Raw genomic sequence first — 25509 nt, 5'->3', positions numbered from 1 at the left:
ACCCCGCGCGCAGGTTCGGGCAGCGGCCCGTCACCTGGCCGTCCTCGATCAACCACTTCGTCCCGAGGGCGGGGTGACCCGCATCGCCCGTGTGGCCGCAGAGCCACCTGATGCACGGGCGATGCGGTCCGCGGCTACTTGACGTCGACGTAGTCGCCGGCCGCCGTCGATGCGGCGGTGGTGGTGTTGGTGGTGAAGGAGAAGCGGTAGTACCCGTCGGCGGTGGCCGTGGTGGTGGTCTTGAGCGCGCCACCCGTGCCGCTCTTGACCTTCTTGAGGGTCGTGTAGGTGCTACTTCCCTTCTTGCGGTACTGAAGCAGCACCTCCTGCCCCGCATAGCCGGCGTAGGTGCCGTTGTTCCAGTCGGCACGCTGCAGGCTGCCTGTGACCGTGATGGTCTTGCCCTTCTGCACCGGCTCCGGCGTGGCGTTGGCGGTCAACCGGGATGCCCTCTTGATCCGGGTGGTGGCGACGTCGTCGTCGTAGCTTGCGTTGGCGTAGAGGTCGTACCCCCCGAGGAACAGCTTCCACGTCCCTGCGACACCGTTGTTCTTCAGGTCGGACGCGGCGTTGATGTGGAAGACGGCTGCGCAGGTGTAGACGCCGGTACGGGTCGTCGACTCGGTGCAGTTGGGGTCGTCGTCCGTGCCGAGGGATCCGGTGATCGTGTCCGTGCTCGAGCTGTCCGTACCCTGCCAGAGGAAGGCTTCCGTGAGGGCCACCCCACTGGAGCTGGTGGCCGTGTATGTCACGGTGACGGACTTCTTGGTGGTGGTGCCCAGAACGATGTCCTTGCCGCCGTTGATGACCGCCTTGGAGAAACTGATGTTGCCCAGCGAGGTGTCGGGGTGGACGTCGTGGGCGGCGAAGGAGCCGAGCCTCGCGGCCGCACCATGACGCTCCGCCGCCTGAGCGGCTGCCGGAAGGCAGAGCGCGGACAGAGTGATGGCGCCGGTTAGGGCTACCGACATGGCACATACACGCATGTGAATCTCCGTGAGGTCCAAAGTAGCCCGCCGGAGGTCTCCGAGCAGGCATGCCAGGCGCGTGTGGCGCACAGGGCTCATCCGCACGGTACGTCGCACGGCCGGGGGCTCGGCATCCGTGAAACTACGCAGTTCACTACGGGTACCTGCGACTACGCCTGCACCAAGACGAGGCCCGAGGAGGCCGTCCGCGACGCCGGTCTCGTCCTGGACACCGCCGGACCACCGCGCGTCGAGCGCCGGTTGCGCGGGCGCGGTGACCGACAGCCAACCCGGTGGGCATCACACTACGAAGGCACCTGCACCCACAGGAAGGCACACATGACCACCTACACGATGCATCCGATCGGGCATGTCGAATCAGTACTCAAGGAACGCGAGGCGGCACCCCGACAACCCGACGAAGGAGCCCCCGACGCATGGCTCGTCTTCGACGACCCGTACCTCCCCGCACTGAACGGCCTCCTCCCCGGCGCCGACGTGCTGCTCCTCACATGGCTCGACCGCGCCGACCGCCATACGCTCACGGTCCACCCCCGCGGCGACGCCACCCGCCCCGTCACCGGCGTCTTCGCCACCCGATCGCCCGACCGCCCCAATCCGATCGGCCTGCACCTCGTCCGCATCCTGTCCACGGCCGGAACACGCATCCACGTCCGCAGCCTCGAAGCCCTCGACGCGACCCCGATCCTGGACGTCAAGCCGCTCCTCACTGCAGACCGCTGATCCCTCGGTCGAACCGGTACTGGACCGGCCGGTCTCGTGAGTCTCGTCACGAAGGGGCGTCTACGGGACGCGATGGAGCACAAGAAAGGTTGGCATATGCATCTGATCGAGACTCCGCGCCGGGCGGGCGACCGCCCTGCGCTCACCTGCGAGGCACCATGAGCCACCACACACCCGAGCAGCCCGCTGACGTCGTGGCCCGGCTGCGCGCCACCTTCCGCACCGGACGCACCAGGCCCGTGGAATGGCGCACCGGCCAGCTGCGCCGACTGCGGGCGATGCTCACCGAGCGGGGCGACGTCCTCGCCGCCGCTCTGAAGGCCGACCTGGGCAAGAGTAACACCGAGGCCTACCGCACCGAGATCGACTTCACCGTCCGGGAGATCGACCACACCCTGGAGCACCTGGACGGCTGGCTGCGCCCCGAGCCCGCCCCCGTCCCCGCGCACCTGGGCGCCGACGCCACCGCCTGGACACGGTACGACCCCCTCGGCGTCGTCCTGGTCATCGCCCCGTGGAACTACCCGGCCCAGTTGCTGCTCGCCCCGATGGTCGGCGCGCTCGCCTCGGGCAACGCGGTCGTGGCCAAGCCGAGCGAGCTGGCCCCGGCCACCTCCGCCGCGTTGGCCGAGCTTCTCCCGGCCTACCTCGACACCGACGCGGTCGCCGTCGTCGAGGGCGGCGTCCCGGAGACCACGGCCCTGCTGGCGGAGCGGTTCGACCACGTCTTCTACACCGGCAACGGCACCGTCGGCCGCATCGTGATGCGCGCCGCTGCCGAGCACCTCACCCCGGTCACTCTGGAACTCGGTGGCAAGTCACCGGCGTTCGTCGACCACGGCACCGACCTCGACGTGGTCGCCGACCGGTTGGTCCGCGGCAAGTTCCTCAACGCCGGGCAGACCTGCGTGGCCCCCGACTACGTCCTCACGTATCCGGAGACCGCGGCCGCCCTGGAGGCCGCCCTGGTCCGCGCCGTCGACGCCCTGTTCGGCGCCGACCCGGCGGCCTCGCCGGAATACGGCCGGATCGTCAACGAGAGGCACTTCGACCGGCTGTCCGCCCTGCTCGATTCGGGCCGGGTCGTGGTCGGCGGCGGCAGCGACCGCACCGGTAAGTACATCGCGCCCACGGTGCTCGCGGACGTCGACCCGAAGTCCCCCGTGATGCAGGAGGAGATCTTCGGGCCGATCCTGCCCATCGTCACCGTGTCCGACCTCGACGAGGCGATCGGTTTCATCAACGACCGCGACAAACCCCTCGCACTTTACGTCTTCAGCGAGTCCAGCGTGACACGTGACCGGATCGCCGCGGAGACCTCCTCCGGAGGCCTCGGCTACGGCCTGCCCCTCGCCCATCTCACCGTCTCCGACCTGCCGTTCGGCGGGGTGGGGGAGAGCGGCATGGGCAACTATCACGGCAGGTACTCCGTCGAGACGTTCAGCCACCGCAAGGCGGTCCTGGACAAGCCGCTGAACTGAGCCTGCCCTTCAACGTGTGGGCCGAGGCTTCGTCTGGTGCCCGGCGGGGATGAACACCACCACGTAGTCCTCGTAGCCTTCGTGTGCGCTCCATTCCTCACGCTCCATGGCTGCCTCGTACCGGGCTCGTGAGTTCTGGCGTCCCCTGGCGTAGACGTGGACGGTGTAGACCGTGGCCGGGTCGAGGGCCAGGGAAAGGTCGTTGTCCTGCCCGCCGGAGAGCCAGCCCCTGGCGGGCATCGCGGGGCCGGTAGTGGGACCGGACATGCCCATCCGGCCCCCGTAGAACGGCCGGTAGGACCACGTGCCGAGCACTTGCCAATGTTCCGTCTGCCGGACGGGCTCGGCATCGGTCAGCATGAGGGTCACCCAGGCGTCATGGGACTGCACCTGGCTGACGACGGTGAGTCGGCCGGGCGTGAGGATCACCGACTCGTCGGTGCGGAAGTCCGGTGCCCGCGTGGCGTTGACGAAGCCGGCCTCGACACGCTCGCTGATGTAGAAGTGCGAGTACGCGATGCTGACGACGCCACTGACTATGTCCATGCTCTGACCGTAGGTGACCGTTACGCTGAATGGGTCGGGTTCGGATGGTGCCTGGGCTTGGTGCCGTCGTGGCTTGGTGAGCCGGCTGTCTTCGACGCGACTGTTGCCGCGGTTCCCTTTCCGTGGGATTCGGCGGTGACCGGCGCCGTGACCTGCCCGCATGCGGCGTACCTGGCCGTGCCGGCCGGTACGAACACGCTCGACGTGCCGGCCCGTGACACGGATCCTGCGGTGCGGCAGCGGCAAGTGAACTGGCGGCAGCGATCGGCACCCATGCCTGTGGCGCCTGTCGCCCGGTCCGACGGCATGTTCCTCCTACGGGCGCTCGGTGAGCAACTCCGCCAAGCGGTCCGCGAATTCGGTGAGCCAGTCCCACTGCGGTCCGCTGCGGGCGCTGCCGAACCCATGGCGGCGTCCCAGCAACGCATCCCGGACGGCATGGAAGTGAGCCCAACGCCGGACGCGTTCGCGATCGACTTCCGCGGCCTCGGCGAAGACGTCCAGCGTGCGGTGGACAGCCTTGCGCAGGTCGTCCGCCTCGAGGAGCGTCAGCGCGCGCGACTTGAGCAGCGTGCCGACATCGCCAGCAGGGTCGCCCGCACAGCCCTTGGGATCGACGGCCAGCCATGGTTCACGGTCGGCGCGCAAGATGTTCCCGGCATGGAGGTCACCGTGAACGAGAGTGTCCGGCTGGACGCGGCCCAGTTCGCGGACGGTCGCCACGGCGGCGTCCACCACGCGGCGCGACAGCCCATGCGTGACCTCCGCAGCGCCCGCGCGCAGCTGCTCCTCCCAGACATCGGCCCGCTCCCGCAACCGGGGCAGGCCCGGCGGCGCGGGGATGGCCAGACGACGACTGATCCGCCCCGCGACCGTCACAACCTCGTCGGCGTCCTCGACCTCGGCCAGGGTCGACGTCCGAGCCCGCTCCAGCAGCATCGCGAATCGCGCATCGTCGCGCTCGTGCAGCACCACCGCTCCGCGCCCGCCCCACGCCGCGAAAGCGTCCGGCTCGTGCACGTTGCCGGGGTGCGGAAAAGACACCTTCAGCACAGCAGTACCCGCGTCCCGCTGCCGCACCGGAACGATGATCCCGACACCCCCGTGTACGACCTTCCCGTCCGGCACGCACTCCCAGCGCCCCAGCAGCTCTTCCACGATCCTGCCCAGTTCGCCGAGCCACGCCGCTCCGGGCTCCCCTTCGCGCTGAATCGTGCTCTGCGCGAACGCCTCCGGTATCCCGATCATCCGAGCACCTTACGCGCCGGCCCGGCCCGGCCATCCGAACAGGTGGTGTGTCACCCCACTCGGGACTCGGGTCCCGGCCGCCGTCAGCGGGCCAGATCCGTCAGCGACGCGCGCAGCGTCTCGCGCAGCCGCCGCATCTGCTCGGGGGCGTAGGTCCAGCTGTCGTACTCGTTCTGGACGAGCAGCCGGCCGCCGAAGCTGGCGACGCCGATCTTGGGTGGCATACCCGGCGCGTTGGCCGTCCCGCCGAAGCGGAGCAGTTCCACGTCGTCGGGGACGGGGTGCGCGGGGATCCTGCCGACGTTGGAGATCCCGTAGCTGACGACCGGGACGGGCACCGTGATGCCCCGGGCGCCGGCCCTGAGCGCGGCCAGCAGGAAGCGCTCGGGGTCCCGCCGGGCCAGGGCGCCGGCGACCTGGTCGGCCACCTCCCGGCCCACGTTCTCCGGCCGGTCGTCGGGGCCGACGGCCGACGTGGTCTGCAGTCCGGTGATGCAGTTGAGCACGGTGCTCAGGGGCAGTTCGGGCGTCAACCGGGTGCGCAGGTCGACTCCGTGACCGCAGGTCATCGTCAACGGTCCTTCCTCGGGCGCAAGTTGACTGCGGACTGCGATCAGGACCAGCCCTGCGACGAGGCTGTTGACGGTGACTCCGCGGGCCCGTGCGGCGGCCACCACGGCATCGGTGGTCTGTGCGGCGAACTCCAGCCGGTCGACCACGAAGCGGCGCGTCGCGCCCGGCCGGTCCGGGCGCCCCACACCCTCGGTGGGCAGGACGGCGGGCTTGGTCTCGGCCGCAGCGCCCTGCGCGATGACGTCGACCACCGCGTCGATCTCCGCTTCCGGCAGGGCGCCGGCCAGCCGGGTGTCGATCGCCTCGGGAAGCTCCTCGCGTCGCTCGACGGACGGTCTGGCGCCGGATGCCAGAGCGGTGTAGTGCTGCCAGAACTCGTCGAGCAGGGCGAAGGCCGAACGGCCGTCGGCCACCCCGTGGTGGACGCCGAGCACCACCTGGGAGCGCTCGCCGTCGGTCAGCAGCCAGGCGTGCAGCAGGCTCTCGGTCCAGTCCGGCCGCGTGTTGATCAGTTCGGCGTAGGTGTCCTCGATGCCGTCGAGCAGGGTGAGCGGCGGCTCGACCCGGTCGCGGACCCGCAGCAGCAGGCCCTCGTCGCCGGCTGCCACCTCGGAGCGCAGGATCGGATGACGCTCGGTCAGCAGGCCCAGAGCCCTCCGCATCAGCGCCGGATCCAGCCGGCCGCGTACCAGGGACTCCACGAACGCGGGCATGTCGTACAGGGGGAGGCCCGCTGCTCCCAGGTCCAGGAAGTAGACGCTCTCGAAGGGCGATATGGGTCGCTGACGGGTCATCGGCTTCAGGTCTCCGATCTCGGTGGACGAAGGGACTTCTCCTGCCGGGCCGCCCGGTCGGCGCCGCCGAGACGGTGCAGGGCGGCCCCCAACTGCTCCTGGTCGAGTGGGGGCGTGGGCAGGGGGCGGGCGGCCGCGGGGCGCAGACCGTCCAGCACCAGGGCCAGGTGCCGCCGCCAGGACCTGGGGGCGGCCGGCGTGGCCCGGCCCAGTGCGGCCAGCAGAAACAGCAGGTCCTCGACGGTGAGGTCGGGGCGGATCGTGTGCTGTTCCTGGCAGCGGCGCAGCAGCGTTTCCAGCGTGCGCCGGTTCTCCTCGCGCAGGGCGTCGAGTGTGGGCACGCCACGGATGTCGGTGGTCATCAGGTCACCGGCGCCTCGGTCGGCGGCCAGCAGCGTGAAGACCCGGTCCAGGTAGTCGGTGAGGCCGCTCCAGGCGTCCGCCCGCTCCCGGGTCTCGCGGGCCGCGTCCAGGATCGGGGTCAGCGCGTCGTGGAAGACGGTCTCGATCAGTGCGGCGCGGCCGGTGAAGTGGCGGTAGAGCGTTGCGTTGCCGACTCCCGCCCGGCGGGCGATGTCGTCCAGCGGCGCTTCCACTCCGCGCTCGGCGTAGATCTCCCGGGCGGCGGCGATCAGCAGCTCGCGGTTGCGGCGCGCGTCACTGCGCCGAGGTGTCCGCCGTTCGTCTCCGCCGTCCATGCGCGGCACACTAACAGCAAAACCGGGGACAGCTCCCCGTTTCGTTGCTAGGGTCGCGCCGTCCACCGGGGGAGTACGCCCCGCTCAGCCGCACCAGCGAGTTCGAAGCGAGGAACACCGTTGTCCTTGACGGGATTCGAAGATCTGACAGCACTTGGCCGGCCTTTTGTCGACGATCCGTATCCGGTCTACGAGCGGATGCGCGCGCAGGGGCCGGTGCACCGGGTCCGCACCGCCGCGTCGGGGGAGTTCTGGCTGGTCGTGGGGCACGCGCAGGCGCGGGCCGCGCTGGCCGACGCGCGGCTGTCCAACGACATCAGGCACTCCGCCGGGTGGCAGGACGACGGAGGCAACTCGATCGGCCTGAACATGGTGCAGACGGACCCGCCGCAGCACACCCGGTTGCGGGGGCTTGTGGCGAAGGAGTTCACCTCCCGGCGTATCGAGTCGCTGCGTCCCAAGATCCAGCGGATCGCGGACGAGCTGGTGGACGCCATGCTGCCGCTGGGCCGCGCGGACCTGGTCGAGTCGTTCGCGCTGCCGTTGCCGCTGGCCGTCATCTGCGAACTGCTCGGCGTACCGGCGAGCGACCGCAAGACCTTCCACGACTGGTATCTGGAGAGCACCGACTTCACCCGGCCCGAGGTCGCCGCCGCCGCGGCCCAGGCGATGACCGGGTACCTCGCCGAGCTCGTCGCGGCCAAGCGGCGCGATCCCGGCGAGGACCTGCTGAGCGCGCTGGCCGGCCGCCTGGGCCAGGAGGAGGACGGCCTCACGCCCGAGGAGATGCTGGGCATGGCCTTCGTGCTGCTGGTGGCCGGCTACGAGACGGCGGCCAACCTGCTGTCCAGCGGAACGCTCGCCCTGCTGCGCCACCCCGACCAACTGGCGGCGCTGCGCGGCGACTGGTCCCTGCTGGAGAACGCGGTCGAGGAGATGCTCCGCTACGAAGGACCGGTGGAGACCACGGCGTTCCGCTACGCCAAGGAGCCCGTGGACATCGACGGCACGGTGATCGGCACGGGGGATTCTGTGGCCGTCGTGCTCGCCGCCGCTTCCCGCGATCCGAGGCGGTTCGCCGAGCCCGACCGCTTCGACATCCGCCGCGACACCCGCGGTCACACGGCCTTCGGCTACGGCATCCACCACTGCCTGGGCGCCCCGCTGGCCCGCATGCAGGGCGCTATCGCCTTCCGCACCCTGTTGGAGCGGTGCCCCGGCCTCGCCCTGGACACCGACCCCGCCGGCCTGCGGTGGCGCCCCAGCCTGATGCTCCGCGGCCTGCACGCGCTCCCCGTCACCTTCCGCTAACGCGGTTCGGGCACCATCGGCAGCGGCCCGGCCGACAGGCTCATCTCGGCCCGGGGCGAGACGGTGGTGCCCGGCACGGGCCGCAGACGCCAACGGGACGCGAGGGCGGCCAGCGCGAGCGTCGCCTCCGTCATCCCGAAGACGTCACCGATGCACTTGCGGCTGCCCGCCCCGAACGGCAGATACGAGCCACGGGTGACGTCCTTGGCGCGCTCGGGCAGCCACCGGTCCGGATCGAAGGAGTCCGGACGTGGGAAGAACTCCGGGATGCGGTGGATGACGTAGGGACTGATCAGGATGTCCGTCCCGGCCGGCAGCGGATGACCGGCCAGTTCGGTGGGCTGGGTGGTCATCCTGGTGTACATCCAGGCCGGCGGGTACAGGCGCAGGGTCTCGGTGAAGATCCGCTGGGTGTGGGCCAGCCTCGGCACGTCGGCGTACGTCGGCGTTCGGCCGCCCAGCACCTCGTCGACCTCGGCGTGCAGCCGCGCCTCAGCCTCGGGGTGGGCCGCCAGCAGATGCCAGGCCCAGGTCAGGGCGCTCGCGGTGGTCTCGACGCCGGCCAGCAGCAGAGTCATGACCTGGTCGTGGACCTCCCGGTCGGTCAGCGCGCCGCCGTTGTCCTCGTCCCGCGCGGCCAGAAGCGCCGACAGCAGGTCGCCGCGGTCCTCACCGGAGCGCCGGTAGTCCCCGATGATGCCGTCGATGAGGGTGTGCAACCGGTCGAGCGCGGCGTCGAACTCACGGTTGGCCGCCAGCGGCAGCCTGGCGATCAGACTGGTGGGATCGAGCGCCCGGCGGAACGCGCCGCGCACCATGACGGGCAGGCTGCGCTGGACCTCCGCGACGGAGTGCGGCGCCATCTCCGTCGCGAACAGGGCGCGTGCCGTCACCCGCGTGGTCAGCGCCTGCATCGCGTCACCGACGTCGACCGGCCGGCCCGGCCGCCAGGCGTCCACGTGCGCCGCGCACTCCTCGTGCATCACCTCGGCGTACGTCGCGATGCGCGTGGGGTGGAAGGCCGGCTGGACCATCCGCCGCTGTCTGCGGTGGTCGGCCCAGTCGGAGGTGATCAGCCCGTTGCCGAGGATGGGACGGGCCTTCTCCTTCACCGGGCCTCCGGTGTCGTAGACCCGCGCGTTCAGCAGCACGTCCTGCACCAGCTCCGGATGGCAGGGCAGATAGGTGAGCCGGGTGCCCAGCCGCAGCTCGACCAGGTCGCCCAGGGCCGGCAGCGACGACAGGTACTCCAGCGGGCGGCGCGCCAGGTGGAGCGCGTGGCCCGCCAGCGGAAGCCGGCCCGGCGCCTTGGCGATCCGCCATCTGCGACTGACCGTGTCGGATTGGGTCTTCATGCCGGATGCGCCCCCTGAGTCGGTACGGACGGAGAGAAGGGAAAACAGGGAAAAGGGGAGAGAGAAGAAGGGCGAGGGAGAGGAAAGGCGAGGGAGCGGAAGGAGGGGCAGACAGGTCAGCGGCGTTCCAGCACCATGGGCAGCGGACCCGACTCCAGGGTGGCCTTCGGTACGGGGCGCAGCCGGCTGCCGGGGACCGGGCGCAGCCGCCAGCGCGCGGCGACGGTCGCGACGATCAGTGCCGTCTCGGTGAGCGCGAGGACGTCGCCGATGCACTTGTGGCTGCCCGCGCCGAACGGCAGCAATGCCCCGCGCGGTACCCGGGCAGCCCGCTCGCCCTCCCAGCGTCCCGGGTCGAAGGTCTCGGGGTCCGGGAAGAGTTCGGGGTTGTGGTGCAGTGCGTAGGCGCTGTAGAGGATCATCGTCCGGGCGGGGATGGTCCGGCCGCCGAGTTCGACGTCCTCGGCCGCGACCCGCATCGCCATCCACGACGGCGGATACAGCCGCAGCGCCTCGGTGATGACATTGCGGGTGTACGGCAGCATGGGCAGGTCGTCGTAGACCGGCGTCCGGCCCTCCAGCGCGCCGTCCACCTCGGCGTGCACCCGCTGCTCCACCTCGGGGAGCGTGCCCATCAGGTGGAAGACGAACGCAAGGGTGGAGGCTGTGGTCTCGCTGCCGGCGACCAGGAAGGTGACGACCTGGTCCAGGATCTGGGCGTCGTCCAGCCTCTCTCCGGTCTCGGGGTGCTCCGCCCGCAGCAGCGTGGAGAGCAGGTCGCCGTGGTCGGCGTCGGGCCGGCGCCGTAGCGCGATCATGTCCGCCACGATCTGCCGCAGCCGTGTGTTCGCGTGGTCGTAGGCGCGTTTTCCCGGGGTGGGCAGCTTGTCCAGGACGCCCAGCGGGGCGACGGTCCGCCGGTAGATGCCCTGCGACACCGTCCGCAGGCACTGCCGGGCCTCCTCGATGGTGTCCTCGCCGAGCCCGGTGGAGAACAGGGTGCGGGCGGCGACCCGCATCAGCAGGGCGTGCATGGCGTCGCCGATGTCCCGGACCTCGCCGGCTCGCCAGCCGTCGGTGACGGTACGGGTGTCCGCGGCCACCGCCGTCGTGTAGGCGGCGATCTTGGTGGTGTGGAACGCGGGCTGGATGAGCCGTCGCTGGAAGCGGTGCTCCTCGCCGCGGGAGACCGAGAGGCTGTTGCCGAGGAGCTGGCGCGCCTTGTCGAAGACCCCGCCCTTGTCGAAGACGCGCGGGTTGAGCAGGACGTGCCGGACCAGTTCGGGGTGGGCGGCCAGATAGGCGCGGGTGGGACCGAGCCGGACTTCGACCAGGTCGCCGTGGGCGGGAAGCGAGGCGAGGAACTCCAACGGGCGGCGCCACAGCGCGGGGACGTGTCCGAGCAGCGGCACGGCGCCGGGCGCGGCGCCGATCCGCCAGGACCGTTCCACCGAGGGCGATCTGGGGGTGGTGGTCATCCCGGGTCCCCTACTGGATCCGGGAGTTGACGTCGTTGACCGCGGCCTGGTAGCGCCGGTCCCGGGTCGTCCAGACGAAGTTGCCCTGGATGAGGTCGAGCAGCACGTCCCGGGTGAGCGGGTCGAACGCCTTGATGCACTCCATGTCCTCGGCCATGTCGTCGAGACGGGCCTGGAAGAACGCCTGGAAGTCGGCCGCGTCGGACATGTCGCACAGTCGGAAGCAGTTGGTGATCTGCCCGAGGGCCTGCTCACGTTCGTAGGAGTAGAAGTCGTTGACTATCGCCAGGCCGCGGGCCGTCATCCGGGCGGCCAGTCCCGTCTTGGAGTGCTCGGTCAGCTCGGGGTGGCGGTAGATCGGGTACGACATCCGCATCCAGAAGTCCACGCCGACGTCGGTGACGCGGAAACGGAAGTACTGCTCGGGCGAGGTGCCGCAGAGCACCCTCTTGAGCTCCGAGTCACGGAACATGTGGTCGCTGGTGACGAAGGCTCGGGCGCCCTCGTAGGCGAACTCCGCGTCCTGCGGGGTGTAGTACCGCTCGCACACCGCGCGCAGCTGGGGCAGGAAGAGGTCGAAGTCGTGCAGGGCCGGATCCATGTCGTCCCACACGAAGGTCACGCAGTTGAGCACGCAGACGGCCTTGAACGCTTCCATGTCCTTGATGTGGCGGGCGCTCTGCGACCAGCGCACGACATCCATGTAGGAGATCCAGCGTTTGTCCGAGACGCTCTTGCCGAGCGGGGCGACCGCGCGGTTGCAGGCGTCGATGACCTCGCGCAGCTCGGCGTCCGTCATGGCTACCTTCTGGGCCGCGTACCCGACGTGCCGGTCGAACAGGGCGGCGAACCGGTCGGTGCACTCCTGCCAGTGGCGGGCCGTCCCGGCCGGGGCCGGTGCGGCCGGTGCGGTCAGATCCGCGGTCATGAGTTCCTCCTGGTGGCCATGGTGGAAAGGTCTTTGAGGGCGGTGACCGCCTCGGCGGTGAAGGGGGCGGCGTCCAGCACGTCCAGCGCCCGCCGGTAACGGTCGTCGATCATGCATTCGACGGTGTCCCGGGCGCCGGTGGCCGCGAAGATCGCGCGGACCTCCTCGGCGCCGGCCTCGCCCAGGCCGGGGTCGCCGATCAGCGTGCGCAGCCGGGCGCGTTGTGCCGCGTCACCCGCGCGCATCGCCAGCGCGACCAAGGTGGTGTTCTTGCCGGCCCGCAGGTCGTCCAGACGGGACTTGCCGGTGTCCCGGACCTCGCCGTACACGCCCAGCAGATCGTCGCGGAGCTGGAAGGCCTCCCCGAGAGGCAGCGCGAACGCGGTGCAGGCCGCCAGGGTCGGGGCGTCGGCGCCCGCAAGGGCGGCGCCGATGTGCAACGGCCGTTCCACCGTGTACTTGGCGGTCTTGTAGCGGTTGACGGTCAGGGTGCCATCGACGTCGTCCGTGAGCTCACCGGTCGCCCGCAGGTCCAGGTACTGGCCGAGCATGACTTCGGTGCGCATCTCGGTGAGGATCGGCAGCACCGCCGCCGACTGTACGGGGGTGAGGTCGGCGGTGTGCAGAAGGTCGTCCGACCAGGCGAAGGCGAGGTCGCCCAGCAGCACGGCTCCGCCGATTCCGAAACGCTCGGTGCGGTCGTTGCCGCGTTTTCCGGCGAGTATCCGGTGGATGGTCGGACGGCCGCGCCGGGTGTCGCTGTCGTCCATGATGTCGTCATGGATGAGAGCGAACGCGTGAAACATCTCGAGTGACGCGGCCACGCGTACCACGGTCGTCAAGTCATTTTCTCCGCCGGCCGCCTGCCACCCCAGCACGGTGAGAATCGGGCGTATTCGCTTGCCGCCCACCATGAATTCTTCAAGCAGTTTCACGAGATGGGTCAACTGTCGTTGCCCGGAGTTGTTTCGGTGATTGTGCAAGAAATCGAAGAGGACGGTGTCCACGGCCGCCCTCGTGGCGACCGGGTCCAGTATGTCGGGAGATATGGTGTGGGTACTCATGTTTCTGCGCTACATCCCCACTCGTAGGGCCCGTCAAATCGGTTCCACGCACAGGACGGTGCACACCGGCATCCCCGTGTCGCGCCGAGAGCCTGGGCGGAGAACGGCGGTGCGGCAAACGGCGTTCGGGCGGAACACTGTCGAACGGGCCGGATGATGGGCGGGCAGGGGTACGGTCGTCCGCCCGCCAGGAAGATCCCGGCCTGACACGGTCCGCGGGGCGACACGGCCCCGCGCACCGCAGGCCGGCAGGCGTCAGCGGATCAGGTCCACGCGGAGCTCTCTGAGTCCGCGGATGTTGACCTTCGCGTGCCAGACGACGTCCTCGCGGACCGGTCTGATGTCGTGATGCCGGCGCAGCAGTTCGGTGAAGACCAGGCGGGCCTCGGCCTTGGCCAGGAGCGCGCCGATGCAGTAGTGCGGGCCGCCCCCGAACGACAGCGGGCGGATGTCGGAGCGCCGAAGGTCGAGGCGGTCGGGACCGGCGTAACGCCGCGGATCGCGGTTGGCGGCGCCGAGAAGGACCATCACCTTGGAGCCGGCCGGGATCGTGGTGTCCCCGACCTCGAGGTCACCGGTGGTGATGCGGGCCACCAGCTGGACGGGTGCGTCGTACCGCAGCAGTTCGTCGACGGCGTTGTCGATGAGGCCGGGCTCCTCGCGCAGGAGGCGCAGCTGGTCGGGGTGGCGGAGCAGGGCGAGCATGCCGTTGCCGATGAGGTTGACGGTCGTCTCGTGACCGCCCATGAAGAACATCATGACGTTGGCGATGATCTCGTCGTCGGAGAGCTTCCCGCCGTCGAAGTCCGCCAGCAGCAGGCGGGAGATGATGTCGTCCTGGGGGTCGCGGCGCCGTCGTGCCAGATGTTCGGCGATGTACTCGCCGAACTCCTCCGCCGCGTCGTTCATGGCCCGGCGGGTGGTGGCGTCGATGGCGGGGTCGATGACGTGGCTCAGCGCGTCGGTCCACTTCCGGCACAGGTCACGGTCCTCGACCGGCAGGCCGCCCAGGCCGCAGAAGACGGACACGGGCACGAGGGCCGCGAGGGACCCGATGAGGTCGACGTTCCGGCCGTCGCCCATTTCGTCCATGATCCTGTGGACGATGCCGGTCATGCGGGGAGCCGTCTCACGGATGGCCCGTGCGGTGAACACCGGGTTGGCCAGACCGCGCAGCCGACGGTGCGCCTGCCCGTCCCGCATCAGCATCCAGCTCCGGGTGGCCCGCACGACCGGGCTGTCCTGTCCGCCCCGGTGCGCGGCCCATTTCGGGTCTTGTGGATATTCACTGGATAACTCGGGCTTTCGCAGGATTGCGGAGACCTCGTCGTATCCGGAGACCACCCAGTGCCCGTACGGCGTCCGATGGACCGGTTCGGCGTCCCGGAGGCGTTTGTAGAGAGGGTACGGGTCGGTGCGCAATCGCGGATCGCGCGCATTGAATAGAGGTTCGTTGCCCGGTGGTTCCATACCAGTCTCCCCCATGAAATCGGCATGCGGGACCGCCGGTCCGCGAAGCGGCCGAGATCCCGGTGGCTGAATACTAGGCACATGGGGGCCGTGGGTGACAAGGCCCGCCGTCCCTGGACACTGGCCTCGACTCCGTATTACGTTCGAGCCGTTGGCGAAGACACCGATCAGAGCAGCAGGGAGATGAACGGTGCGGCGCACTGTTTTCCAGGACGAACACGACGCCTTCCGCACTCAGGTGCGCGAGTTAATCGAGGCGGAGGTCATACCCTTCTATTCGGAATGGGAAACCGCCGGGCGAGTGCCCCGTGATTTCTATCGCAAGCTGGGCAAACTCGGCATCTTCGGGTTCGGTGTCCCGGAGGAGTTCGGCGGAACCGGCCCAAAGGGCTTCAAGTTCAACGCCGTCATCGCCGAGGAGTGCGCGAGGGCCGGCGTCACCTTCGGCGGAGCCAGCGCCCACCTGGCCCTCCCGGCCACCCTGGTGGACTACACCAACGACGAGCAGAAGCGGCGCTGGCTGCCGGGGTTCGTCACGGGCGAGCTGATGACGGCCATCGCGATCACGGAGCCGGAGGCCGGCTCCGACGTGGCCGGCATCCGGACGTCGGCCGAGCTGTCCGAGGACGGCACGCACTACCTGCTCAACGGCAGCAAGGCCTACGTGTCCGGGGGCGCCCAGGCGGATCTGGTGCTCGTCGCCTGCCGCACCGCGACCACGGGGACCGACCGGCGCGGCGGCATGTCCCTGCTGGCCGTGGACACCCGCGCCCCGGGCGTGGCGGTCGACTCGGAGCCGGCCACGCTCGGCCTGCGCTCGTCCGACATCGTCGGTATGACCTTCACGGACGTGCGCGTCCCCGTCGGGGACGTGGTGGGCGAGCCGGGCGACGCCTTCGCCTGTCTGGCCGGCATCTTCCCGCAGGAGCGGCTGGGCATCGCCGTCGGCGCGTACGCCCACGCCGCAGCGGCGGTCCGGCTCACCACCGCCTTCGTCCGCGAGCGCACCGCCTTCGGCAAGCCCGTCGCAGCCTTTCAGAACACCAAGTTCGTGCTCGCCGACTGCAAGGTGACGGTGAACGCTCTGCAGGCGGTCGTCGACCAGGCCCTGGAGGCGTTCGACGCCGGGGAACTGACCGCCGAGGAGGCGGCCGCGACCAAGCTGTACTGCACGGAGGCGGCGACCGGCGTGCTCGACAAGTGCCTTCAGCTGCACGGCGGTCTGGGCTTCACGATGGACCACCCGATCGCCCGGCTGTACGCCGACAACAGAGCCGGCCGGATCTTCGGCGGCACCAGCGAGATCATGCGCACCATCGTCGCCAAGTCCATGGGGCTCTGACACCGCCCGTGACCAGCCGTCAGGCGAGCGAACCGTAGGAGGGGGCGCTGACGCTCCCCTCTGCGTGTGCCCGCGTCCCATCCCGCGCGGGGCAGTCGGCGTCATCTCGTGCGCTTGGCGGCGGCAGGGAGGTGAGTCTCGGCACGACTGCGGTGCCGGCCACGGTTCGGTCCTCGTGCAGGTTGATCCGTTGGCCGGCTTCCACGTGCGTCCGGTGAGCGGGAGTGAGGGGGGACGGAGTGTCAGGTCCGCCCGGAACGTTCCGTTTCGGATCTCCGAGCATCGCCAGTGGCACCAAGCCGCGCTCCGCTCGAGGTCCAGTCGCTCAGCCGTCCCGGCAAGCCGCTGCCAGAACGCCAGGGGCAGCGGTCGCCCGTCCCCGAACTCCTCCAGCAGGCTCAGAGCGGTCTGCCACTCGTCGTGGGCAGGAGGTCCTCTGGTCTGGTGGTCATGTGCGTGACATGCTGATGTGCCCGGAGTCCCGAGAGGGGGAGGGAGCGTTTGCGGCTGGAGGGGAAGTGCGCGATCGTCACGGGTGCTGCTCGCGGGCTGGGGCGGGCGTGCGCCACCGCGTTCGCCGCCGAGGGCGCCGACCTGGTGCTGCTGGACATCGCGGGTGACCTGCCCGCCGTGGGCTACCCGCTGGGTACGCCGGGCCAGTTGGAACACACCGCCGACCTCTGCCGCAAGCACGGCGCGTCCGTGCTCTGCGCCCAGGCGGACGTCCGGGACGCGGCCGGCGTACGGCGTGCCGTCGACGACGCGCTGACGCGGTTCGGGCACGTCGACGTCCTCGTCAACAACGCCGGGGTGGCGGCGCCTTCGGGCAAGGCCCTCCACGAGATCGAGGACGCGGAGTGGCGGCTCATGCTCGACGTCGACCTGAGCGGTGCCTTCCTGATGACCAAGGCCGTCCTTCCCGGCATGGTCGCCCGCCGGGCAGGCAGCATCGTCAACGTCTCCTCGACCGCCGGGATGGTCGGGTACCGCCACTTCGCCGGATACGTCGCGGCCAAACACGGGCTCGTCGGGCTGACCCGCGCCAGTGCCCTGGACTACGCGCCCTTCAGGATCCGCGTCAACGCGCTCTGCCCTGGGTCCGTACGCGACGACGATCTGATGGAGGGCCGGATGCTGTCCGAGATCGCGCGCTGTCTCGACGTCCCGGTGGAGGACCACGAGGCGCTGTTCGCGCAGGGGCAGCCGATGAACCGGCTCGTCGAACCGGCCGATGTGGCGGCAGCCGCGGTCTGGCTGGCCTCCGACGAATCGGCACAGGTGACGGGAGCCGTCGTACCGGTCGACGGTGGCTTCACGGCCCGCTGATCCCAGGCGAGGAGACCCCGAGCCCGGTGATCCCTGCCACCGAATCCCTCCTACCGAAACCTGCTACCGAAGGAGAGGCAACATGTGCGAGGCGGGCGGCGCCGGACGCCACGCGGCCCTGTACAGGTTACGTGAGCCCCCTGCCGGTGCCGGGCTCCGCGGCGCGTCCGTCTGGTACGAGTACGTGCCCTCGGCCTCCGGCACCCCGGCGGCCCTCCGTCGGCGGGCCGCCGAACTGGTCCGGGGCCCCGGACCGTCGTCGGCGGGCCCCTTCCGGGCCGTAGTGCTCGACCACGCTGACGGGGTCGTCGATCTCGTCGTCACCGCCGGACGCCATGTGCACCTCCCGGAAGTGGTCGAGCGGGTCACCGGGCTCCCCGGCGGAGCGGAGCCCGTCCGCTCGGGTACCGCGCCCGCCGGATGCGCGCAGGCCGTGTTCCCCGCCGTCTCTCCGGTTGCCGGACCGCCGGGCTGGGGTCTGGTGACCGCGGGCGCTCCACCGGGCGGCGGGCGGCACAGCGCTGTCGGGGAACTTGCTCGGGCGATCGGCGCGGAGGACCTCACCCGGCTGCTGCGGGCTGCCGTGGAGTTCGTCCTGGCCCGCTACGAGTGCCGTGAACCGCCGGGACCGACGGCTGCGGAACTCCTGTCGTCGGCGGCCCGGAAGCCCGTGTGGCCCGACGCGGGGGTCGCCGTAGCCGATGCCTCGGACTTGCCCCGCCCCGGCGACGGCGCCGAACTGCTCGACTATCTTCCCTTCCAGCAGCCGCCGTATCCGATGGCGCTCTGCCCGCTGCGCGTCTCGGGGACGCGGATCCGCCTGGAGGTGCTGTTCCGGACCGACTGGTTCTCCGCCGGTGCGGTCGAGCGGTTCTCCCGGCATGTGCTCCACGTGGCCCGGCACCTGGCCGGTGCCGCCCCCGACGCCGGTGTCGCCGGCCTGGAACTGCTCGACGCGCAGGAGCGGGAGGCGCTGCGGCGGCTCGGCGGCGCCGGCGTCCCGGCGCCGGCCAGGCAGCGGACGATCCACGGGATCTTCGCGGAGCAGGCCGCACTGCACCGCGACCGGACGGCCGTGGTGTGCGACGGGGACCGTCTCACCTACCGGGAGGTGGAGCAGCGCGCCGGGAGAACGGCCGCTGTCCTGCGTGACCTGGGCGCCCGGCCCGGCAAGAGGGTCGGGGTCTGCATGGAACGGTCGGCCGACCTGGTCGTGGTGCTGCTCGCCGTCCTGATGTCCGGGGCGGCCTATGTCCCGCTCGATCCGGCGCAGCCCGCCGAACGGATCGCATGGATGCTGCGGGACGCCGACCCGGTGCTCGTGGTGGGCGCCGAACGGCACGTCGGCACCGTGGCGCGCCGGCACGATCCCGCGGATCTGTTCCGGCGCGCCGGGGAGCCGTCGCACGGCGCCGCGTCGCCGGGGGAGGCGGGGTATGGAGAGCCGGCGGCGGCGCGCGAACCCCGGGGCGAGGACGCACGGCCGGAGGACGCCGCCTACGTCATCTACACATCCGGGTCCACGGGGCGGCCCAAGGGGGTGGTCGTGCCGCACCGCAACGTGGTCGCGCTGCTGGACGCCACGGCCGGTGACTTCCGCCTGGGTCCCGACGACGTCTGGACGATGTTCCACTCGGCGGCGTTCGACTTCTCCGTGTGGGAGATGTTCGGCTGCCTGCTCACCGGCGGCACCCTCGTCGTGGTGCCGTACTGGGTGTCCCGGTCCCCGGAGGAGTTCCACCGGCTGCTGGCGGACCGGCGGGTCACGGTGCTGAGCCAGACTCCGTCGGCGTTCGCCCAGCTGGTCCGCGTGGACGAGCAGGCCCGGGCCGCCCTGTCGCCGCGTCTGGTGATCTTCGGTGGTGAGCCGCTGGACGCGAAGGTGCTCCGTCCGTGGCTGGACCGCCGCCCGGCGAGCGTCTGCCGTTTGGTCAACATGTACGGGATCACCGAGACCACCGTCCACGTCACCGCTCACACCCTCACCCGCGCCGACGCGCTGTCGGGGACCCGTTCGGTCGGCCGGCCGCTGCCCGGCTGGCGCGTGCACATCGCGGACCCGCAGGGCCGGATGCTGCCCGCCGGGGTGGAGGGCGAGATCCAGGTGAGCGGAGCCGGCGTCGCCGCCGCCTACCTTCGCCGCCCGGAACTGACCGCCGAGCGGTTCCTGACCGATCCGGACACGGGTCTGCGGGCCTACCGCAGCGGTGACCGCGGCCGGCTGCTTCCCGACGGCACGCTCGAACACCTCGGCCGCCTCGACGCGCAGATACAGCTGCGCGGTTTCCGCGTCGAACCGGACGAGATCCGCTCGGTCCTGCTCGACGACCCGTCGGTGCGGGAGGCGGCCGTAGTCGTCAGCCACCCGGGGACCGAACGTGCGAGGCTGGACGCGTACGTGGTGCTCACCGACGGTGACGCGGCCCGGGCCGCCGGGATCCGCCGGCGAGCCGCCCGGTTCCTCCCCGACCACATGGTGCCCAGCACCGTGACGGCGGTGCCCGCACTGCCACTCACCGCCAACGGCAAGCTCGACGCGTCGCGGTTGCCCGCGCCCGTCCCGTCCGCCACCCTCACCCGCCGCCCGGGCGGCCCCGACGGCACGCTGAGCGAGCGGGGCAAGGTCCTGCTGTCCGTCTGGGAGAGCGTGTTCGGCACGTCCGTCGGACTCGACGACGACTTCTTCGAACTCGGGGGGAACTCGCTGCTGGCCGTCCGGCTGGCCGCGGCGCTGCGCGAACGGGCGATGCCGGACCTGTCGCTGCGCGACCTCTATCGTGCGCCGACGGTCCGCACCCTGCTGGCCTTCCTGGACAGCGGCGAAGCCGGACCGCGCGGTGAGGCACGGGCCGCCCGGCCCGGCCGGCTGCTGGACCTGCCCTGACGATGTGTCCGACACGGGGAGCCTTATGCGTCTCACCACCGACCACCAGCCCGCCGACCTGTCGTCGGCAGACCTGTTCGACCCCGGTTTCTTCGCCACGGGCGATCCGCACGGCGTGTGGCGCACGATGCGCGAGAAGGCTCCCGTCCACTGGCAGCAGGTGGACGGCGGGCGAGGCTTCTGGTCCCTGACCCGACACCGGGATGTGTGCCGGGTGCTCCAGGACTTCCGCGCCTTCTCGTCCGAGCACGGCAACCTGCTCACGGTCCTCGGCCGACGTGACCAGGCGGGCGGCAAGATGCTGGCGGTCACCGATCCGCCCCGGCACACCGCGATCAAGCGGCAGATCAACGCGTACTTCTCCACGGCCGCCATCCAGCGGTTCGAGCCCCAGGTGCGGGACCTGGCCCGCCGGGTGATGGCTCCCGCCGCCTCCGGCGAGGCGTTCGACCTGGCCGCCGCGACCGCGTTCTACCCCATCGCGTTCACGGCGCTGCTGATGGGCATCGACCGGTCCCAGTGGGCACGTTTGCAACGGTTCGCCTACGTGGCCATCGCGGACCAGGATCCCGGCGTCGCCGGGGACGAGGAGTCGGCGCGCAGGCTGGAACGGGCGCACGCCGAGATCTTCGCGTACTTCATGGGCGAGGCGGGCCGTGACGGTTCCGAGCAGCGCGAGGACCTGACCGGTGCGGTCCTGCGGGCCCGGGTCGACGACCGGCCGTTGAGCCGTGAGGAGCGAATGTACAACCTGTACAGCGTGTTGCTCGGTGCGACCGTCACCACCTCCCACGCGGCCAACGCCGGTGTGCTCGCCTTCATCGACAACCCCGGCGAGTTCCGCCGGTGGCAGGAAGCGGGCTGCACCGACACGCTGGTCGAGGAGGTGCTGCGCTGGTCGTCGCCCGCCAACCACTTCCTGCGGCGGGCCCTGCACGACGTCGAGGTGGAGGGCATACGGATCAGCGAGGGCGACTCCGTCGTGGTGTGGCTGGGGTCCGCCAACCGGGACGAGACCGTGTTCCCCGACCCGTACCGGTTCGACGTGCGCCGGGAACCGAACCGGCACGTCGCCTTCGGCACGGGCGCGCACCGGTGCATCGGGGCTCCCATGGCCCGTCTCGCCCTGAAGGTCTTCTTCGACGAAGTGCTGCGGAACGTGGAGAGGTTCGAGGCCGCCGGTCCCGTCGAGCACCTGGCGTCCAACTTCATCGCGGGCATCAGGCGGCTCCCCGTCCGCACGGTGCTCAAGACCGACCGCGCGCGGGCGCTCGGCGCACTGTCCCCGCTCACACCGCCGTGAGCGCGTACGGGCGGCGGCCGCACCGTCGTGCCGGGCCCGCGGCCGCACGTCCCGGGCCCGGCACGGCGTCACCCCAGCGTGGACAGCAGACGGGCCAGCCGGACCGCGTTGGCCCCACTGATCGCGTTGTAGTGGTCACCCGGCACCACGGTGACCGTCACGGTGTCGGCCAGTTCGAGCCAGGCCTGCGACTGCGGGCGTTCCTCCGCCGCCTCGACGAAGTGCAGTTCCACCTCCGCGGGCCGGGGCCGGTAGTCCCTGACGGACCGAAGATTCGCCGAGGTGATGGCACAGCGCCGCTCGAGCTCACGGACGTCCGCGAAACCGACGGCGTCGGCCAGCCATGAGAACACCTCCGGCGCCGGCGCGGACCACAACGTCTCCGGCGGACTGATCCGTGTCCGCGACAGACGCGCCACGTCACGCACGAAGGTGCGCAGCACCGACCGGTGTTCCAGCTCCGCCTCCCAGTCGAAGGCCGAGGGGACGGCGGTGTCGACGGCCACCACGACGGGGAGGCCACCCCGATCGAGCTGCTCCTGCACGGCCATCTCGTACGCCAGCAGGCCGCCCAGCGACCAGCCGGCGTACACCACCGGACCGTCCACCTCCGCACGCAGTTCCCGCAGGTAGGCGGCGGCCGTCTGCTCCACGCCGCGTTCGTCGGCGTCCTCGGTCTCGAACGCGCACACCTGCCAGTCCCCGTCGAGCGCCGCCACGAGCTCCCGGTAGCACAGCGCCGAGCCGCCGGCCGGGTGCGCCAGCGCCAGCACCGGCGTGCGCCGGCCCCTGCGCAGCCAGGTCATCGACGCGCCCTCACCGGGGGACGAACCGGCGGCGGGGAGGGCGGCGGCACCGTCCTGCGCCCGCCGCAGCCGTTCGGCGAAGCCGGCCACGGTCGGCGCCTCCAACAGGGCGGACATCGGCAGCCGCACGCCCAGCTCGCTCTCCAGACGGCTCGTCATCTGTGCCGCGAGCAGGGAGTTGCCGCCCAGACGGAAGAAGTCACCGTCGGCGGCTACCGCGGGCAGGCCGAGGGTCCGGGCCCACAGACCGGCGACGGCCTTTTCGTGGCGGGTCGCGGGCGGGGCGCCTCGGCCACCGGCGTCCGCCGCGACCTGCCGGGCCGCCAGCTCGGTCAGTGCGGAGCGGTCCAGCTTGCCGTTGGCCGTCACCGGGAACGTGTCGCACAGCACGTACGCGGAGGGCAGCATGACCGGCGGCAGCCGCCGTTCGGCGTGCTCGCGCATCGCCGCCTCCAGCGCGGCGGGATCCTGCCCGGGTGCCGGCCGTACACAGGCGACGACACCGCGGACCGGACCGGTGCCGTCCCGGGGACCGGCGACGACGGCCGAGACGGCGTCCACGCCCACGCATCCGCCGAGGACCGACTCGATCTCCCGCAACTCGATGCGATGGCCGTTGATCTTGATCTGGTCGTCGTCACGGCCGCGCAGCTCCAGCCTGCCGTCCGGCAGGAGCCTGGCCAGGTCACCGGTTCGGTACAGACGCGCGCCCGCCGGCCCGAGCGGGGAGGGGACGAACTTCTCGGCGGTGAGTGCCGGGCGGCCCGGGTAACCGCGGGCCACTCCCGCCCCGCCGATGCACAGTTCGCCGATCACCCCCGGCGGAACCGGGCGCAGCGACGCGTCCAGGACGCAGGCGGTCGTGCCCCGGACCGGGCGGCCCACCGGCAGGATCTCGGGCAGCGCGCCGCGCGCGGGAACGTCTTCGGCCGTGGAGTAGACCGTCGTCTCGGTGGGGCCGTACAGATGGCCCACTCGGCGCACGGCCGCGCGCAGCCGGTCCGCGAGCGCCGGCGCCAGGACGTCACCGCCGGTCAGCGCCGTCATGCTCGGGTCTCCGGGCCAGCCGGTGAGCAGCAGCATCTCCCACAGCGCAGGGGTGGCGAAGAACACGTCCGGGGCCTGCCGGCCGAGGAACGCGGCGATCTCGGCGCCGTTGCCGCGGCGGTGCGCCTCGCTGAGGACCAGCTCCGCTCCGGCGGCCAGCGGCATGAAGACCTCCAGGACGCCGATGTCGAACGCCACATGGGAGGCGCTCGCCACGCGGGTCCCGGGACCGATGCCGAACCTGTCGCGGGCGTCGCGCAGGCAGTTGGCGAGGCTGTGATGGGTGATGCCGACGCCCTTGGGACGTCCGGTGGAGCCGGAGGTGTAGATGACGTACGCCAGCCGGTCGGGGTCCGGAGCGGGCAGCGGCCCGGGAGGGGACCCGGCCGCGGCCCGCGGTGCCAGCACCGCGAGGCCCGGTGCCGCGGCGGCCGCGCCGTCCCGGTCGGTGATCAGGACTCCGGCCCGGGCGTCGCGCAGTACATACGCGTGGCGCTCCGGCGGGTGCGCGGGGTCGAGGGGCAGCAGGGCGCACCCGGCCTTGGCGACGCCGAGCATCACGGCCGGTAGTTCCGCCCGGTCGTCCAGCAGCACGCCGACGACGGTCTCGCACCCGCCGCCGGCTCGCAGCAGACGGGCGGCGACGGCGTCGCCGTCCGCCTCCAGCCCGGCGTAGGTCACCACCCGGTCGGCGTGCCGTACGGCCGTCGCCTGCGGTCTCTGCAGCGCCCAGCGGTGGACGGACTGCACGATGTCCGGCGCTTCGCCGTCACTGGCGGTGACCGCGGCGCGGTGCACGGTCTCCAGGTCCGCGGGCGTGAGCCACGGCAGTCCCGCCAGGGGCCGGTCCGGTTCGGCGACGGCGGCGGCGAGGAACCGGACCAGACGCGCGGTCAGGCCGGTGATTGTGGACCTGTCGAAGAGGTCCTCGTCATAGCCGCAGAGCACCTCGATGCCGTCGGCGTCACCGAGCAGTTCCAGGACGAGGTCGAACTGCAGGGAGGTGCCGTCGAGATCGAAACCGGTCACGGAGAGCCCGGGCAGAGCGGGCGGCGCGGCGTCGTCCGGCCGGTAGGAGAACGTCACCTGGACGAGCGGGGAGGAGGCCGGATCCCGGTCGGGCCGCACGGCCGAGACGAGCCGCGGGTAGGGCATGTCCCGGTGGTCGAACGCTCCCAGTACCGCCTCGCGTTCGGCGTGCACGGCTTCGCGGAAGGTCATGGTGTCGCTGAGCACGGAGCGCATCACGAGCATGTTGATGAAGAACCCGACCATGGTCTCGGTGCCCGGATGCTCGCGCCCGCTGACCGGTGCCCCGATCAGCAGGTCGGGCTGCCCGCAGGAACGCCACAGAAGGGCCCGGAAGGCCGCCAGTGCCACGATGAACTCGGTGGCGCGCGCCTGCTCGGCGAAGCGTCCGAGGGCCTGGGCGGTGCCGACGGGGATACGGTCCTTGACCACGCCGCCCAGTGCGCGGCGGCGGCGCGGCCGGGGCCGGTCGGTCACCAGACCGCTGTGGTGCGGAGCCCCGTGCAGTCGGCTCGTCCAGTACTCGGTCAGCTCGGCGAGCCGCTCCTCGTCGACGTCGGCCCGCTGCATGGCCACGGCATCCGCGTACCGCGCGGTGAGCCGGCGCAGCCGTGCCGGTCCGCCGGTGACGGCCGCCCGGTAGAACTCGGCGAGTTCGGTCAGGCAGATACCGACGGAGGCGGCGTCGATGACCAGGTGATGGGCGATCAGTACCAGGACGTGATGGTCGTCGGTGATCCGGTAGAGCCGGAAACGTACCGGCCGTCCCTGCGCGAGGTCGAACGGCCGTAGCAGCTCCGTGCGGGCCAGCCGCCGTACCTCCTGCTCGCCGGAGGCGGCCGAGCGGGCGAAGTCGGGCTCCGCGTCCTCGTTCTCCCGCTGCCAGGGCACACCGTCCGCCGAGCCGAAGACGGTCCGCAGCGCGGGATGCCGCCGTACCAGCTCCGCGCAGGCCTGCCGGAGGGCGGCGACCTGCAGGGGGCCGCGGACACGCAGTGCGGCGGGCACGTTCGTCAGGCCCTGCTGGTCGGCGAACCACTCCCGGTACCACAGGCTCTCCTGCTCGTGGGAGAGCGGGCCCGGCTCGCTCGTGCCGGGGGACACGCCGTTCATG

Annotated in this window: 18 protein-coding genes; 7 read left to right on the top strand and 11 right to left on the bottom strand. The window is 71.2% G+C overall.

Annotated features, from left to right (window positions below; genetic code table 11):
• Nucleotides 1–134: 134 nt before the first annotated feature.
• Nucleotides 135–971: a hypothetical protein gene (locus ACWC21_RS08405; protein WP_450879426.1), complete on the bottom strand. Its 837-nt coding sequence runs from the start codon at nt 969–971 to the stop codon at nt 135–137.
• A gap of 336 nt (nt 972–1307) precedes the next feature.
• On the opposite strand from ACWC21_RS08405, the gene tsaA reads away from it, so the two are divergent.
• Together tsaA and ACWC21_RS08395 are read left to right on the top strand one after the other, a co-directional pair.
• Nucleotides 1308–1712 (top strand): tRNA (N6-threonylcarbamoyladenosine(37)-N6)-methyltransferase TrmO, encoded by a 405-nt coding sequence (gene tsaA, locus ACWC21_RS08400; RefSeq protein WP_450879425.1) that lies wholly within the window; start codon nt 1308–1310, stop codon nt 1710–1712.
• A 158-nt stretch (nt 1713–1870) separates the two neighbouring features.
• Complete coding sequence (locus ACWC21_RS08395; protein ID WP_450879423.1) at nt 1871–3193, top strand: aldehyde dehydrogenase family protein; 1323 nt, start codon at nt 1871–1873, stop codon at nt 3191–3193.
• Nucleotides 3194–3202: 9 nt separating this feature from the next.
• On the opposite strand, the gene ACWC21_RS08390 is transcribed toward ACWC21_RS08395, so the two are convergent.
• The 4 genes from ACWC21_RS08390 to ACWC21_RS08375 all read right to left on the bottom strand — a co-directional run bounded on the left by ACWC21_RS08390 (nt 3203) and on the right by ACWC21_RS08375 (nt 7052).
• Nucleotides 3203–3739 (bottom strand): hypothetical protein, encoded by a 537-nt coding sequence (locus tag ACWC21_RS08390; RefSeq protein WP_450879421.1) that lies wholly within the window; start codon nt 3737–3739, stop codon nt 3203–3205.
• 315 nt (nt 3740–4054) lie between these two features.
• Nucleotides 4055–4987 carry an aminoglycoside phosphotransferase family protein gene (locus tag ACWC21_RS08385; protein ID WP_450879419.1) on the bottom strand — a complete coding sequence of 311 codons (933 nt, stop codon included), beginning with the start codon at nt 4985–4987 and terminating at the stop codon, nt 4055–4057.
• Between the two features lie 83 nt (nt 4988–5070).
• Complete coding sequence (locus ACWC21_RS08380) at nt 5071–6354, bottom strand: phthiocerol/phthiodiolone dimycocerosyl transferase family protein (RefSeq protein WP_450879417.1); 1284 nt, start codon at nt 6352–6354, stop codon at nt 5071–5073.
• A gap of 5 nt (nt 6355–6359) precedes the next feature.
• On the bottom strand, nt 6360–7052 hold the full coding sequence (locus tag ACWC21_RS08375; protein WP_450879415.1) for a TetR/AcrR family transcriptional regulator: 693 nt from the start codon (nt 7050–7052) through the stop codon (nt 6360–6362).
• 126 nt (nt 7053–7178) lie between these two features.
• Between ACWC21_RS08375 and ACWC21_RS08370 the strand changes: the two genes are divergently transcribed.
• Nucleotides 7179–8363: a cytochrome P450 family protein gene (locus ACWC21_RS08370; RefSeq protein ID WP_450879413.1), complete on the top strand. Its 1185-nt coding sequence runs from the start codon at nt 7179–7181 to the stop codon at nt 8361–8363.
• Here the strand turns inward: ACWC21_RS08370 and ACWC21_RS08365 are convergent.
• The 5 genes from ACWC21_RS08365 to ACWC21_RS08345 all read right to left on the bottom strand — a co-directional run bounded on the left by ACWC21_RS08365 (nt 8360) and on the right by ACWC21_RS08345 (nt 14418).
• Nucleotides 8360–9718 (bottom strand): cytochrome P450, encoded by a 1359-nt coding sequence (locus ACWC21_RS08365; protein WP_450879411.1) that lies wholly within the window; start codon nt 9716–9718, stop codon nt 8360–8362. The two genes, ACWC21_RS08370 and ACWC21_RS08365, sit on opposite strands and share 4 nt — an antisense overlap.
• 116 nt (nt 9719–9834) lie before the next feature.
• Complete coding sequence (locus ACWC21_RS08360; protein ID WP_450879409.1) at nt 9835–11196, bottom strand: cytochrome P450; 1362 nt, start codon at nt 11194–11196, stop codon at nt 9835–9837.
• 10 nt (nt 11197–11206) lie between these two features.
• On the bottom strand, nt 11207–12124 hold the full coding sequence (locus tag ACWC21_RS08355) for a terpene synthase family protein (protein WP_450879407.1): 918 nt from the start codon (nt 12122–12124) through the stop codon (nt 11207–11209).
• Entirely contained in the window at nt 12121–13188 is a 1068-nt protein-coding gene (locus ACWC21_RS08350; RefSeq protein ID WP_450879405.1) for a polyprenyl synthetase family protein, read from the bottom strand. Before ACWC21_RS08350 ends, ACWC21_RS08355 begins: the two co-directional genes overlap by 4 nt.
• A 255-nt stretch (nt 13189–13443) precedes the next feature.
• Nucleotides 13444–14418: a cytochrome P450 gene (locus ACWC21_RS08345; RefSeq protein WP_450879403.1), complete on the bottom strand. Its 975-nt coding sequence runs from the start codon at nt 14416–14418 to the stop codon at nt 13444–13446.
• Nucleotides 14419–14848: 430 nt separating this feature from the next.
• Here ACWC21_RS08345 and ACWC21_RS08340 point away from each other — a divergent pair, with 430 nt between their 5' ends.
• The 4 genes from ACWC21_RS08340 to ACWC21_RS08325 all read left to right on the top strand — a co-directional run bounded on the left by ACWC21_RS08340 (nt 14849) and on the right by ACWC21_RS08325 (nt 21513).
• A complete protein-coding gene (locus ACWC21_RS08340) occupies nt 14849–16000 on the top strand; it encodes an acyl-CoA dehydrogenase family protein (protein ID WP_450879401.1) in 1152 nt (383 codons plus the stop codon).
• A 501-nt stretch (nt 16001–16501) separates the two neighbouring features.
• Nucleotides 16502–17326, top strand: coding sequence for an SDR family oxidoreductase (locus ACWC21_RS08335; protein ID WP_450879399.1), 825 nt, complete (start codon nt 16502–16504; stop codon nt 17324–17326).
• An 82-nt stretch (nt 17327–17408) separates the two neighbouring features.
• Nucleotides 17409–20210, top strand: a complete 2802-nt coding sequence (locus ACWC21_RS08330; RefSeq protein WP_450879397.1) for an amino acid adenylation domain-containing protein — start codon at nt 17409–17411, stop codon at nt 20208–20210.
• A gap of 25 nt (nt 20211–20235) precedes the next feature.
• Complete coding sequence (locus ACWC21_RS08325) at nt 20236–21513, top strand: cytochrome P450 (RefSeq protein WP_450879395.1); 1278 nt, start codon at nt 20236–20238, stop codon at nt 21511–21513.
• Nucleotides 21514–21581: 68 nt separating this feature from the next.
• On the opposite strand, the gene ACWC21_RS08320 is transcribed toward ACWC21_RS08325, so the two are convergent.
• A complete protein-coding gene (locus ACWC21_RS08320) occupies nt 21582–25508 on the bottom strand; it encodes a non-ribosomal peptide synthetase (protein WP_450879393.1) in 3927 nt (1308 codons plus the stop codon).
• Nucleotide 25509 lies beyond the last annotated feature (1 nt).

It is taken from the genome of Streptomyces sp. NPDC001348, assembly GCF_053597535.1.
The sequence above is the reverse complement of the archived record's forward strand: the minus strand, read 5'-3'. Positions and strand labels throughout refer to the sequence as shown.

Excerpts from the sequence above, each read along its gene's own strand:
- ACWC21_RS08380 (WP_450879417.1), bottom strand. The coding sequence starts at position 6,354 with ATGACCCGTCAGCGACCCATATCGCCCTTCGAGAGCGTCTACTTCCTG.
- ACWC21_RS08385 (WP_450879419.1), bottom strand. The coding sequence starts at position 4,987 with ATGATCGGGATACCGGAGGCGTTCGCGCAGAGCACGATTCAGCGCGAA.
- ACWC21_RS08325 (WP_450879395.1), top strand. The coding sequence starts at position 20,236 with ATGCGTCTCACCACCGACCACCAGCCCGCCGACCTGTCGTCGGCAGAC.
- ACWC21_RS08395 (WP_450879423.1), top strand. The coding sequence starts at position 1,871 with ATGAGCCACCACACACCCGAGCAGCCCGCTGACGTCGTGGCCCGGCTG.
- tsaA (WP_450879425.1), top strand. The coding sequence starts at position 1,308 with ATGACCACCTACACGATGCATCCGATCGGGCATGTCGAATCAGTACTC.
- ACWC21_RS08375 (WP_450879415.1), bottom strand. The coding sequence starts at position 7,052 with ATGGACGGCGGAGACGAACGGCGGACACCTCGGCGCAGTGACGCGCGC.
- ACWC21_RS08405 (WP_450879426.1), bottom strand. The coding sequence starts at position 971 with ATGTCGGTAGCCCTAACCGGCGCCATCACTCTGTCCGCGCTCTGCCTT.
- ACWC21_RS08365 (WP_450879411.1), bottom strand. The coding sequence starts at position 9,718 with ATGAAGACCCAATCCGACACGGTCAGTCGCAGATGGCGGATCGCCAAG.
- ACWC21_RS08330 (WP_450879397.1), top strand. The coding sequence starts at position 17,409 with ATGTGCGAGGCGGGCGGCGCCGGACGCCACGCGGCCCTGTACAGGTTA.
- ACWC21_RS08360 (WP_450879409.1), bottom strand. The coding sequence starts at position 11,196 with ATGACCACCACCCCCAGATCGCCCTCGGTGGAACGGTCCTGGCGGATC.
- ACWC21_RS08355 (WP_450879407.1), bottom strand. The coding sequence starts at position 12,124 with ATGACCGCGGATCTGACCGCACCGGCCGCACCGGCCCCGGCCGGGACG.
- ACWC21_RS08350 (WP_450879405.1), bottom strand. The coding sequence starts at position 13,188 with ATGAGTACCCACACCATATCTCCCGACATACTGGACCCGGTCGCCACG.
- ACWC21_RS08320 (WP_450879393.1), bottom strand. The coding sequence starts at position 25,508 with ATGAACGGCGTGTCCCCCGGCACGAGCGAGCCGGGCCCGCTCTCCCAC.
- ACWC21_RS08390 (WP_450879421.1), bottom strand. The coding sequence starts at position 3,739 with ATGGACATAGTCAGTGGCGTCGTCAGCATCGCGTACTCGCACTTCTAC.